This window comes from Micromonospora sp. WMMD730 (genome assembly GCF_049178955.1).
GTDB classification, from domain to species: domain Bacteria; phylum Actinomycetota; class Actinomycetes; order Mycobacteriales; family Micromonosporaceae; genus Micromonospora; species Micromonospora wenchangensis.
In genome coordinates this window covers 1,847,958-1,859,328 of record NZ_JBMHML010000002.1, presented here as the reverse complement: position 1 = coordinate 1,859,328, position 11,371 = coordinate 1,847,958, and the positions used below count along the sequence as shown (strand labels likewise).

The 11,371-nt window shown below is 72.7% G+C and carries 13 protein-coding genes; 4 read left to right on the top strand and 9 right to left on the bottom strand.

Annotated features, from left to right (window positions below):
• Positions 1–140: 140 nt before the first annotated feature.
• The 4 genes from ACN265_RS08470 to ACN265_RS08455 all read right to left on the bottom strand — a co-directional run bounded on the left by ACN265_RS08470 (position 141) and on the right by ACN265_RS08455 (position 2,968).
• Positions 141–866 (bottom strand): cellulose-binding protein, encoded by a 726-nt coding sequence (locus ACN265_RS08470; protein WP_421406642.1) that lies wholly within the window; start codon positions 864–866, stop codon positions 141–143.
• Between the two features lie 154 nt (positions 867–1,020).
• Positions 1,021–1,779 (bottom strand): hypothetical protein, encoded by a 759-nt coding sequence (locus tag ACN265_RS08465; RefSeq protein ID WP_420115431.1) that lies wholly within the window; start codon positions 1,777–1,779, stop codon positions 1,021–1,023.
• 87 nt (positions 1,780–1,866) lie between these two features.
• Positions 1,867–2,256 (bottom strand): hypothetical protein, encoded by a 390-nt coding sequence (locus ACN265_RS08460; RefSeq protein ID WP_204926130.1) that lies wholly within the window; start codon positions 2,254–2,256, stop codon positions 1,867–1,869.
• A gap of 37 nt (positions 2,257–2,293) precedes the next feature.
• Positions 2,294–2,968 (bottom strand): hypothetical protein, encoded by a 675-nt coding sequence (locus ACN265_RS08455; protein WP_204926129.1) that lies wholly within the window; start codon positions 2,966–2,968, stop codon positions 2,294–2,296.
• Positions 2,969–2,987: 19 nt separating this feature from the next.
• On the opposite strand from ACN265_RS08455, the gene ACN265_RS08450 reads away from it, so the two are divergent.
• The 3 genes from ACN265_RS08450 to ACN265_RS08440 all read left to right on the top strand — a co-directional run bounded on the left by ACN265_RS08450 (position 2,988) and on the right by ACN265_RS08440 (position 5,012).
• Positions 2,988–3,170: a hypothetical protein gene (locus ACN265_RS08450; protein WP_204926255.1), complete on the top strand. Its 183-nt coding sequence runs from the start codon at positions 2,988–2,990 to the stop codon at positions 3,168–3,170.
• Between the two features lie 99 nt (positions 3,171–3,269).
• Positions 3,270–3,995, top strand: coding sequence for an alpha/beta hydrolase (locus tag ACN265_RS08445; RefSeq protein WP_420115432.1), 726 nt, complete (start codon positions 3,270–3,272; stop codon positions 3,993–3,995).
• 360 nt (positions 3,996–4,355) lie between these two features.
• Entirely contained in the window at positions 4,356–5,012 is a 657-nt protein-coding gene (locus tag ACN265_RS08440) for a C39 family peptidase (protein ID WP_420115433.1), read from the top strand.
• A 115-nt stretch (positions 5,013–5,127) separates the two neighbouring features.
• On the opposite strand, the gene ACN265_RS08435 is transcribed toward ACN265_RS08440, so the two are convergent.
• From ACN265_RS08435 to ACN265_RS08415, 5 genes are all read right to left on the bottom strand, one after another.
• Positions 5,128–5,784: a DedA family protein gene (locus ACN265_RS08435; RefSeq protein WP_208569160.1), complete on the bottom strand. Its 657-nt coding sequence runs from the start codon at positions 5,782–5,784 to the stop codon at positions 5,128–5,130.
• A gap of 131 nt (positions 5,785–5,915) precedes the next feature.
• Positions 5,916–6,872, bottom strand: a complete 957-nt coding sequence (locus ACN265_RS08430; RefSeq protein ID WP_421406637.1) for a DUF4304 domain-containing protein — start codon at positions 6,870–6,872, stop codon at positions 5,916–5,918.
• A 49-nt stretch (positions 6,873–6,921) separates the two neighbouring features.
• Positions 6,922–7,407 carry a YcxB family protein gene (locus ACN265_RS08425; protein ID WP_421406635.1) on the bottom strand — a complete coding sequence of 162 codons (486 nt, stop codon included), beginning with the start codon at positions 7,405–7,407 and terminating at the stop codon, positions 6,922–6,924.
• 33 nt (positions 7,408–7,440) lie between these two features.
• Positions 7,441–7,875, bottom strand: coding sequence for a VOC family protein (locus ACN265_RS08420; protein WP_421406633.1), 435 nt, complete (start codon positions 7,873–7,875; stop codon positions 7,441–7,443).
• Positions 7,876–7,912: 37 nt separating this feature from the next.
• Positions 7,913–8,305, bottom strand: a complete 393-nt coding sequence (locus tag ACN265_RS08415) for a VOC family protein (RefSeq protein WP_421406631.1) — start codon at positions 8,303–8,305, stop codon at positions 7,913–7,915.
• 162 nt (positions 8,306–8,467) lie between these two features.
• On the opposite strand from ACN265_RS08415, the gene ACN265_RS08410 reads away from it, so the two are divergent.
• A complete protein-coding gene (locus ACN265_RS08410; RefSeq protein WP_421406629.1) occupies positions 8,468–11,320 on the top strand; it encodes an aconitate hydratase in 2,853 nt (950 codons plus the stop codon).
• Positions 11,321–11,371: the final 51 nt, after the last annotated feature.

The following is an 11,371-nucleotide window of genomic DNA, read 5'->3' as shown; positions in this document are numbered from 1 at the left end:
CCTTGCCGAAAAAATCTGCAATACCTTGCAAACACTGCGGCAATACGGCAGTAACCTTGCAGAACTCGGGATCACCGACGGCGGCAGCGCCCACGGCCGGACGGCGGCGTGGTCGGCGCGGCGGACCGGCAGCCGGTGGGTCAGAGGCCGGAGCAGGGCACCCCGTCGACCGTGCACCGCGACGGCCGGATGCTGCCGCCGGTGTTCTCGAAGTGGAACCGCAACGGCACCGAGGCACCGGGCCCGACGTTCACCCCGCTGGTGTACGTGAACACCCCGCCGGACATCCGGGGAGTGCCCTGCGGGGCGCCCTCGACCCACGAGGTGACCAGCCGGCTGCCCGGTGGCGGCACCAACCGGACCGTCCACGGCCGGGACACCCGGTCGCGGTTGTAGAGCAGCACCTCACCGATGAACGCCTCGTTGTTCCAACTGTCCCGCACGCTGAACCGGCCGGAGACCGGCGACGACGGCGGCGCGGCGGGCGGTGGCGGTGGCGCGGGGGTGGTCGGCCGGGGCTGCTCACCGCCCGGGTCGTCGGGCGGTGACTCGACCCCACCGGCCGGCGGGTCGGACAGGTCGTCCCCGCCCGACGGCTCGCCCGGTACGACCACCACGGGCACCTCGACCGGAGGCGTGTCGGTGCGGCGGGGCGTCAGCCCGGGGACCACCGGTTCGGGGAGGTTCGCCGCCACCCGGGCCGGGTTGGTCGCCCCCGAGCCCGGCAGCGAGTACGTCGGCAGCGGATCGGCCGGCCGGGCCTCGAACGCCGGCCCCCGGCTGCGGTACGACGCCAACGCGACGATCAGGAGCACCACCATCACCAGTACCCCGGTGGCGACCACGACCCATGGCGACGACGCCAACGCACCCGCTCCGTGTGCCCGCGGTTGCGCGCGACGCATGCCGGACATGACCCTCCCTGGTCGGCCCCGTCCGAGAAGAGTAACGATTCAGGCGATTGTCGGAAAGTACCCAACGTCCGGACTTTGTCCTAACCGGACAGTTTGATTCGTCCCGTCAGCCGCGCACCCGCAGCGCGTCCACCTGGAAGTAGACCCCGCCGCGTTTGACCGCCCAGATGGTGTACTGCCCGACCGGCAGCCCCTGCACGCTGAACACGGTCTGCTGCGGCTGGTAACGGTGCGCCCGCGCGCTCACCCGTTGCTGCTTCACCGGTCGCCCACCGGCGTCGACGACCCACACGTCGGCGTCACCGTACTCGGGGTCCCGCGAGGTGATGTAGTCCAGACCGGTGCCGGTGAAGGTGAAGCTGAACGAATCCCCGTCGTGGATGGTGTAGTGCACGTCGTCGCGGTGGTCGCCGTACGGCCGGTTCCGGGAGACCGCCCACCGCCCCCGGTAGGTGATGCCCGGGGCGTCGTCGTTGAGCAGCGTGACCGGCGTCGGCGTCAGGGCCACGGTCGTCGGCGACACCGACGCCGACGGACTGGCCGACCGGGACGCGACAGGCGTCCGACCGGCCGCCGGTGGGACCACGCCGGTCCCGCCGCCGTTGGTCCGTCGGGTGCGGGTGGGCGACGGCGTCGGCGTCGCCGACGCCGGCGCGGTCGTCACCGGCACCCCGGGCACCATCACGGCCTCGCTGCGTGACCCGGCGCCGTGCTCGGCGTACCGATCGTGACCCAGCACCGCCACCAGCGCCTTGACCAGCAGCAGGAGCAGCACGATCACCCCGACCGAGGCGAGCAGCCAGGGCGTCGCGGCGACCGCCTGGGGCAGTCGGGACGTCCACCGCGTCCCACGGGTGCCCGGCATGGCCCTCCTCGGTCGACCCTGGACGCAGAGATTAGCGACCGTCCGGTAGGGATGATCACCGGGGGCGTGGCAGGGGCGACCGAACGGTCAGCCGGTCCGGATGACGGTGCAGATCGCCGGGCCGTCCTCGGTGCCGCGCAGCAGGTAACGGTAGCGTTCCCCGGGCACCGCCCGGCCCTGGCTGTCCAGGAACTCCCAGCGCACCGACACCATGGTCAGCAGGGCGGAGACCGGCTCCACCTCCTCGATCAGCGCGTGCGCCGCGACCAGTTCCCGTTCCCGGTAGTCGGGCGCGGCACCGACGAAGGAGAGCGCGACCGCCGCCATCGTGCTGAACGAGAAGCTGTAGGTGTCGGCGACCACCAGCCCCGGCAGGGCGTAGCAGCCGGCGATGGTGGGCACGTCGCCGGTGGTGAGCGCCACCCCGTACCTGTCGAAGAAGTCGCTCAACGTGTCGAGGTCGGTGGAAGCTCTCACGGCGTCACCAATTGCCGCCCCCGGCCGCCGGCAAACCTCACCGGGGCGGGATACGCACCTCGATCTCCGCGCCGAGCCGCGCGCCGCCGGCGAGATCCAGGTCGTCGCCGCTCCAGAACCGGCCCGGGTCGTACCAGTTGGGCCGCCGGCCGGGCGGCAACAGCCCCATCGCCTCGTAGGTCACCGCCACCACCTCGGCGCAGTACGCGGTCTCCAGGGCGCTGTCACCCGCCGCCCGGTCGGCCGGCTCGTCGTCCCGGTCCCGCCGGCCCGGCAGCGGCAGGCGCAGCTGCGGCACCCGCCCCCGGGCCCACCGCCAGGCCAACTGGGCGGTGGACGGGAACGGGGTGCCGTCGAGCCGGGCCACCGTCCGCAGCACCGCCTGCTCCATGGTCGGATCGGCCGACGGTTCGAGCTGACGCAGCCAGGCCCGCTGGCCGTACCGGTTGGCCCAGACGCAGACCGCGTCGCGCAGGTCGTGCAGCTGCACACCCCGCTGGTGGGTGCCGGTCCACATGTCCCGCAGCGACCGGCCCAGCTCGGCGTGCCACATCAGCGGGGGCATGTCGTCCAGCACCACCGCCATACCGACGTGGTTGACGGGACTGTTGGTGGTGAACTGGATGGCCCGGTCCGGCACGCTGCGCCCCCGGAACACCCAGACGTCACCGGTACGGGTCAGGTCGACGGCCTCGTCCAGGCTGATGCTCATGGGCGTCTACCCTAGGCCGATGCGGCAACGGATGCAGTGGTGGAAGGTCCTCGGGTTGGCCGGTCTCGCGGGGGTCGCCGCGACCGGGGTGGTCGTCGCCCGCGCCGAGCGGCGGCGTCGCGCGTACACCCCGGAGGAGATCCGGGACCGGCTGCGGGAGCGGCACGCCCAGGCCGCGACGTCCGGCGACGACCCGGCCTGACCGTTCCCACGGCCGCCCGTGGCCGCTCGGCCACGGGCGGTGTCCACGGTGGTCCCGACGGGACGGTTCGACGGGCCGTGGAGGGCTAGGCTCCCCGGCATGGACGATGCGGTCGAGCAGCAACCCTTCGTGTTGGCGCCGCCCGCCGCGCCGGTGGAGCGGCACGGCCAGGTCGACCTGCACCTGCCGGCCGGCCCCGGCCCGCACCCCGTGGTGGTCGTGGTGCACGGTGCCCCGCTTCCGCCGGGCGCGCCGGACCCCCGGGACTGGCTGCTCTACCGGGGCTACGGGGCGCTCCTCGCCGAGCAGGGCCTGGTCGCCGCCGTCATCAGCTACCGGGTGACCGACCTGGCCGGGCTGCCCGCCACCGCCGACGAGATCGCCGGCCTGGTCGAGGCCGTCCGGGCCGACCCCCGGGTCGACCCGCAGCGGGTGGTGCTCTGGTTCTTCTCCGGCGGGAGCCTGCTGTCGGCCGACTGGCTGCGCGCCGCACCGGACTGGGTGCGGGGGATCGCGTTGACCTATCCGCTGCTCGTCCCGCTGCCCGGCTGGGAGGTGCCGGCACGGTTCCTCCCCCTCGACGCCCTCGGTGCCGGCTCGACGACGCCTGTGGTGCTGACCCGGGCCGGGCAGGACAAGCTCCCCGGGCTGCTGGCCGGCATCGCGGCGTTCCTCGACGCCGCCGCCCAGGTCGGGCGACCGGTGCGTCTGGTGGAGGTGCCGGACGGTCAGCACGCCTTCGACATCCTGGACCACACCGAGCAGTCCCGCGAGGCCGTCCGGGCGGCCCGGGACGCGGTGGTCGACCTGATCCGGGCCGACTGAGCCGGGTCGTCCGCCCACCGCGCGGGGTCCGGTGACGGGCCGGATGTCCGGTTCGGGGCGCGAGGTCCCGCACCGGACAGACCCGTTCGTGCCCGATCGTCGCGTGGCCGGGGCCACCCGCACGGCGGAATCGCCGCCGGGGGCGGGGCGTTGTACCTGGCATACCACCGCCACTCCCCCGCCCCAGGGGGACGGCCCCGGAACCCCGATCGCGGAATGCGGTCGCCACCGGGTCGGTTGACAATCCCCGGACGCCCGAGCAGGTCCCCCCGATCGCCGGGCGATCCCCCCGAACTTCCGGCCACGCCCCACCCCCCTGTGGGCGTACGCCACACCCCCGATGCAGAGGAGCACGCGACCATGCGTACCGATCTGATCCGCAAGACCGCCCTGACCGCTGCCGGCCTCGCCTTCACCACCGGTGCCATCGCCGGCCCGCTGACCGCCGCCTACGCCGCCGAGGCCCGCACCGGCGCACCCGCCTCCGTGCAGGCCGAGCGCCGGCCCGCCGGCGAGCGTGAGCTGACGATGGACTACCAGGCGCAGCCGAACTTCTACTACTGCGGCCCCGCCGCGACCCGCAACGCCCTGTCCGTCCAGGGCAAGAAGATTGACGTCGACGCCATGGCCAAGGAGATGCGCACCACCGAGGCCGGCACCGACAGCATCAACGACATCACCCCCGTGCTGAACAAGGAGACCGGCCGCAAGGCGTACGAGAGCACCGAGATCCGCAGCGCCAAGGCCGACGACAAGCAGACCGACGAGCTGCGCGCCGACATCGTGCGTACCGTCGACGACGGTCGGGCCGTGGTGGCCAACATCGCCGGCACCGCCGTGGACACCGACGGCAACGCCCACTCCTTCGAGGGTGGCCACTACATCAGCGTCATCGGCTACCGCGACGGTGGGAAGACCGTGACCATCGGTGACTCGGCCAACCCGAACACCGCGTCCTACCGGATGAGCGTGGACAACCTCGCCGACTGGATCGCCACCCGCGGCTACTCGTCCTGACCCGCTGCCCGTCCTGACCCCGGACACCGATCGGGCCGCCCCCACCCGGGGGCGGCCCGATTGTCGTCGGTACGGCCGGCTCGCTCCCGTGCCCGGGGGCCGCAGCGGTGGCGGCTCAGCGGTCGGTGCCGGCCGCCACCGGTTCGGCCTCGTCGGTGGTCGTCGTCGACTCCAGCCGGCGGGCCCGGCGGCGCAGCCACCAGGTGCTGGCCACCCCGCCGAGCACGGCCAGGACCAGGCCGGCCCAGGAGATGTCCTTGAGCCAGTGCTCGGCCGCCCGGCCCAGGGTGTAGAGCAGGTAGGTCGTGCCGAAGGCCCAGACCAGGCCGCCGGCCGCGTTGGCCACCAGGAACCGCCGGTACGGCACGTGCAGCGCGCCGGCCAGCGGCCCGGCCAGGATGCGCAGCAGGGCGACGAACCGGCCGAAGAACACCGCCCAGACGCCGTGCCGGGCGAAGCTCTGCTCGGCGCGGGCGAGCTGTGCGGGCCCCAGGTGCTTCGGGAAGCGCCGGCCCAGCCGGGCCAGCAGCGGACGGCCGCCCCGGCGACCCACCGCGTAGCCGACGGAGTCGCCGACGATCGCGCCGAACGCCGCGGCGGTGGCGACCCAGTGCGGCTCGACCACCCCGGTCGCGGCCAGCAGGGCGGAGCTGACCAGCACGATCTCGCCCGGCAACGGGACACCCATGCTCTCGACGCCGATCACCCCGGCGACGATCAGGTAGACCACCCCCGGGGGAAGCGCTACGAGCCAGTGCTGAACGTCGACCACTGCGCACCCCTTCCGACCCGACCTCGAACCCTACCCGCGCCGGACGGGCCGGGCGGGGCACTCGGGGGCCCGGCCGTCCGGGCCCGGGGCGGACTCCGGCTGCGGGTCGGGCCCACGCGGTGGGGTCCGCGCTACCGCTCCGTCAGCAGGGTGCCGAGCCGGTCGGTCAGGACCGGATCGAGGGGTCCGTCCACCTCGACGCTGATCCGGGTGCCGCCGGGCGGGCGGGCCAACCGCACCGTCAGTGGGGGGATGCCCATGAGCGGGTAGCAGAACCCGCCGTCGGCCGGCTGGTCGTCCAGCGCGCCGGTGAGCGCCGCCTCGTCAAGGTCGTCGTACGGGTAGGCGATGCATCCGCTGATCCGTCGCAGCAGGGGGACGAGGTCCTCCTCGGCGGTCCAACCCCGCACGGCCGGTGCCGCGTCGGCGGCGGGCCGGGCGTGGTCGTCCCGACCGGGGGTCGGCCATGGCCGGCCAAGCGGTGGCTTCCCGGACGATCCGTCTCCGGAGCCGGCCAGGTGGTCGCGGATCATCCTGGCCGCATTCGGTGGACACCGGGCCAACATCCGGTCGAGTTCCTCCGAGGGCCCGTGCACCGCCAACAGCCAGGCGCGCACCTGCCAGGAGCGGGCAGCGAAGATCCGGGCAGCGTCGACGAAGAGCTGGTCGCGCTCCAGCATCGGCAGGAGCTGCGGCACCGTTTCGTCGACACGTCGCCGCACCTCCCGCGCCACCGTCGCGGCCGTCGTGCTGTGGATGCGCCACTGGTCGCCCCCGGACAGCACCGGGTGCCCGATCCGGTGCCGCCAGATCCCGTTGACGCTGCTCGGCAGCGCGGAATCCGGCAGCCCGGTCCGGCGACGCCAGCTCTCCCATTGCGGGGCCAGCACGAATGCCACGTTGAGGTAGAAGGCTTTCGTCGTCCTGGTGGAGTGGTCCGAGGACTGCACCTCCATGATCAGAGCGGCCCCGGTCGGAGCGTAGCGGCGGAAGATCCGGGTGCCGCCCTCGCGGGTGAACCCGTGCCCGGCCAGGTGCGCGGCCAGGCCCTCGACGAAGGTCGGCAGCAGCGACCGGTTACCCGTCACCTCGGCTCCCCGGTCGGCCGGGGAGCGACGACCTGTCCGACAGGGCCGTTCACCGGGGCTGGAGCAGACCGCGCGCGGCCATGAAGGCACGCAACGTCTCGGCGTCCCCGGGGGACATCAACCAGCGGGGGATCACCGTCGCCGGCATCCGACCGACGTACACGATCCAGAAGTCGCCGGCCTGCCGTACCTGGGCCACCCCGTCCCAGGCGATGCCGCCGGACTCCGAGCCGCTGCGCATCATGATGTTGTCGTCGGTGATGTCGTAACCGCCCTCGACCGCGTAGTCGTCGGAGCGGCGTCGGGCCCGCCAGCGCACCCAGGGCGCGTAGAGCATCGACAGCAGCCCGCCCACGAGCAGCACCAGCCACAGCGACGAGAGCCGGCCGCCCCGGGAGACCAGCAGGCCGGCCGCCCCGGCCGCCGCCAGCGCCGCGCCGATCAGGGTGAACCGACGCAACCGGACGCTGCTGAGCGCGGCGGCCACCCGGCCCGGGTAGGCGGGGTCGGCGGGGACGTCGAAACGGATGTGCACGCGGAAACGATAGTGCGGGCCGACGGCGGTGGCTCAGTCGAGGCAGAACTCGTTGCCCTCGACGTCCTGCATCACCAGGCACGACTCGTCGTACCCGTCGGCGGTCAGCAGGCGTACCCGGGTCGCGCCGAGAGCGACCAGCCGGGCGCACTCCGCCTCCAGCGCGGCCAACCGCTCCTCGCCGACCAGGCCGGGGCCGATCCGCACGTCGAGGTGCAGCCGGTTCTTGACCACCTTGCCCTCGGGCACGCGCTGGAAGAACAGTCGCGGGCCCGCGCCGGTAGGGTCGACGCAGGCGAACGCGGAGCCCTGCCGCTCGGGCGGCAGGGCGCTGTCGAACGCGCCCCAGTCGGCGAACCCCGGCGGCGGTGGCGGCACGACGTAACCGAGCACCGCACACCAGAAGCGGGCGACCCGTTCGGGCTCCGCGCAGTCGAAGGTGATCTGGACCTGCTTGACCGACGCCATCGGCACACCGTAGCGGCGGGGTCCGACACGGTGGCGCTCAGCGACCGGGGGCCGGCGGCGGTGCCGTCCGGTCGGGCAGCGGGGCGACGAACTCCAGCCGGTTGCCGTGCGGGTCGGCGGTGTGGAAGCGGCGCATCCCGGGCAGCTCGTCGTCGTCACCCCAGGTGACCGGGTGGCCGGCGCGGGCCAGCCGGTCGGCGAGGGCGTCGAGATCGGGGCGCAGCAGGGCGGGGTGCGCCTTGCGGGCGGGCCGGAAGTCGGCCTCGACGCCGAGGTGCAGTTCGGCGTCGTACCCGGTGAACCAGCAGCCGCCACGGGCGGCGAGGGCCGGGGGTTTGGGTTTCCCGGTCAGGCCGAGGATGCCCACGTAGAAGGCCCGGGACGAGGCCTCGGCACCGGGCGGGCAGGCGAGCAGCACATGGTGGATCATGGTGGCACCTCCTCGTCCCGAACCCTGGCACGAGGTTGCGTGGATAGCAAGACGGACGTACGGTTTTGTTGGAAGACGACGAATCGGCAGTAAGTGTTACCTAACCTGGGCGACGTTCCGCCCGGTGCGACAGACTGCTCAGGACTACTCACGGTCGCTGGTGTGAAGGAGTACGACGTGGCGAGCCTCGACACCTTCGGTGCGAAGACCCAGCTACGCGTCGGAGACGCGAGCTACGAGATTTTCAGGATCAGCCAGGTGCCGGGGCACGACAGACTGCCCTACAGCTTGAAGATCCTGCTGGAGAACCTGCTGCGGACCGAGGACGGCGCGAACATCACCGCCGACCACATCTCCCAGCTCGGCTCCTGGGACCCCACCGCCGACCCGAGCGTGGAGATCCAGTTCACCCCGGCGCGGGTGCTGATGCAGGACTTCACCGGCGTACCCTGCGTGGTCGACCTGGCCACCATGCGCGAGGCGGTCCGCGACCTCGGCGGCGACGCCACCAAGGTCAACCCCCTCGCACCGGCCGAGCTGGTCATCGACCACTCGGTCATCGCCGACCTGTTCGGCCGCGAGGACGCCTTCGCCCGCAACGTCGAGCTGGAGTACGAGCGCAACAGGGAGCGCTACCAGTTCCTGCGCTGGGGCCAGACCGCGTTCAACGAGTTCAAGGTCGTCCCGCCCGGCACCGGCATCGTGCACCAGGTCAACATCGAGTACCTGGCCCGGACGATCATGGAGCGGAACGGCCAGGCGTACCCGGACACCGTCGTCGGCACCGACTCGCACACCACCATGGTCAACGGCCTGGGCGTGCTGGGCTGGGGCGTCGGCGGCATCGAGGCCGAGGCCGCGATGCTCGGCCAGCCGGTCAGCATGCTCATCCCCCGGGTCGTCGGCTTCAAGCTCGCAGGCGAGATGCCGGCCGGCACCACCGCCACCGACCTGGTGCTCACCATCACCGAGATGCTGCGCAAGCACGGCGTCGTCGGCAAGTTCGTCGAGTTCTACGGCCCCGGCGTCAGCGCCGTGCCGCTGGCCAACCGGGCCACCATCGGCAACATGTCCCCCGAGTACGGCTCCACCGTCGCGATCTTCCCGATCGACGCCGAGACCGTCCGCTACCTGGAACTGACCGGCCGGGACGCCTCCCAGGTGGCGCTGGTCGAGGCGTACGCCAAGGAGCAGGGGCTCTGGCACGACCCGGAGCGTGAGCCGGCGTACTCCGAGCGCCTGGAGCTGGACCTGGGCACCATCGAGCCGTCCCTGGCCGGGCCGAAGCGCCCGCAGGACCGGGTCCCGCTCGGGGTCGCCAAGACGCTGTTCCGCTCGGCGCTGACCGACTACGTCGCCGACGACTCCGCCGGTGAGCGCGACCTCAAGCCCGGCGTGGCCCGCGAGCAGCTCCCCCGGGGCGCGAACGGCCCGGCCGACGAGGCCAGCGCCGAGTCGTTCCCGGCCAGCGACCCGCCCGCCAACGACTTCAGCGACCCGGCCGACGAGCCGCGCGACCTGGAGACCGCCGCCGTCGGCGCCGGGGGCCGGGCCAGCAACCCGGTCCGGGTCACCGGCAGCGACGGCGTGGAGTACGAGCTGGACCACGGCGCGGTCGTGATCGCCGCGATCACCTCCTGCACCAACACGTCCAATCCGCAGGTGATGATCGGTGCCGCGCTGCTGGCCCGCAACGCCGTCGACAAGGGCCTGAGCCGCAAGCCGTGGGTCAAGACCACGCTGGCGCCCGGCTCGAAGGTCGTCATGGACTACTACGAGCGGGCCGGTCTCACGCCGTACCTCGACAAGCTCGGCTTCAACCTGGTCGGCTACGGCTGCACCACCTGCATCGGCAACTCCGGCCCGCTGCCGGAGGAGGTCTCCACCGCCGTCAACTCCGGCGACCTGGCCGTCGTGTCGGTGCTGTCCGGCAACCGGAACTTCGAGGGCCGGATCAACCCGGACGTCAAGATGAACTACCTGGCGTCCCCGCCGCTGGTGGTGGCGTACGCGCTGGCCGGCACGATGGACATCGACCTGGCCAACGAGCCGCTCGGCGAGGACACCGAGGGCAACCCGGTGTTCCTGCGCGACATCTGGCCCAACACCGCCGAGATCCAGGACGTCATCGCCCAGGCGATCGGCGCGACCGGGTTCAGCGCCGCCTACGCCGACGTGTTCGCCGGTGACGAGCGCTGGCAGTCGCTGCCCACCCCGACCGGCGACACCTTCGCCTGGGCCGACGACTCCACCTACGTCCGCAAGCCCCCGTACTTCGAGGGGATGCAGCAGGAGCCCAGCCCGGTCGTCGACATCGCCGACGCCCGGGTGCTGGCCAAGCTGGGCGACTCGGTCACCACCGACCACATCTCCCCGGCCGGCGCGATCAAGGCCGACTCCCCCGCCGGCCGGTACCTCGCCGAGCACGGTGTGCCGCGCCACGAGTTCAACTCGTACGGCTCCCGCCGGGGCAACCACGAGGTGATGATCCGGGGCACCTTCGCCAACATCCGGCTGCGTAACCAGCTGGTCCCCGGAGTGGAGGGTGGCTTCACCGTCAACCACCTGACCGGCGAGCAGACCTCCATCTACGACGCCTCCACCGCCTACCAGGAGGCCGGCGTGCCGCTGGTCATCCTGGCCGGCAAGGAGTACGGCTCCGGCTCGTCGCGGGACTGGGCGGCCAAGGGGACCATGCTGCTCGGCGTCCGGGCGGTCATCGCCGAGTCCTACGAGCGCATCCACCGGTCCAACCTGATCGGCATGGGTGTGCTGCCGTTGCAGTTCCCGGTGGACACCACCGCCGAGTCGCTCGGCCTCACCGGCACGGAGACCTTCTCCATCACCGGGGTGACCGCGCTCAACGACGGCGACACCCCGCGTACGGTGCGGGTCAACACCGACACCGGCGTGGAGTTCGACGCGGTGGTCCGGATCGACACCCCGGGCGAGGCGGACTACTACCGCCACGGCGGCATCCTCCAGTACGTGCTGCGCCGCATGATCGCGAGCTGACGTACCCCGTGCACGGAACGGGCCCCCTCCGCCGGCGGAGGGGGCCCGTCG

Bases quoted from the DNA above. Each gene is read 5' to 3' on its own strand.
- ACN265_RS08440 (WP_420115433.1), top strand. From the start codon at position 4,356: ATGCGTACCGATCTGATCCGCAAGACCGCCCTGACCGCTGCCGGCCTC.
- ACN265_RS08465 (WP_420115431.1), bottom strand. From the start codon at position 1,779: ATGCCGGGCACCCGTGGGACGCGGTGGACGTCCCGACTGCCCCAGGCG.
- ACN265_RS08455 (WP_204926129.1), bottom strand. From the start codon at position 2,968: ATGAGCATCAGCCTGGACGAGGCCGTCGACCTGACCCGTACCGGTGAC.
- ACN265_RS08445 (WP_420115432.1), top strand. From the start codon at position 3,270: ATGGACGATGCGGTCGAGCAGCAACCCTTCGTGTTGGCGCCGCCCGCC.
- ACN265_RS08415 (WP_421406631.1), bottom strand. From the start codon at position 8,305: ATGATCCACCATGTGCTGCTCGCCTGCCCGCCCGGTGCCGAGGCCTCG.
- ACN265_RS08420 (WP_421406633.1), bottom strand. From the start codon at position 7,875: ATGGCGTCGGTCAAGCAGGTCCAGATCACCTTCGACTGCGCGGAGCCC.
- ACN265_RS08450 (WP_204926255.1), top strand. From the start codon at position 2,988: ATGCGGCAACGGATGCAGTGGTGGAAGGTCCTCGGGTTGGCCGGTCTC.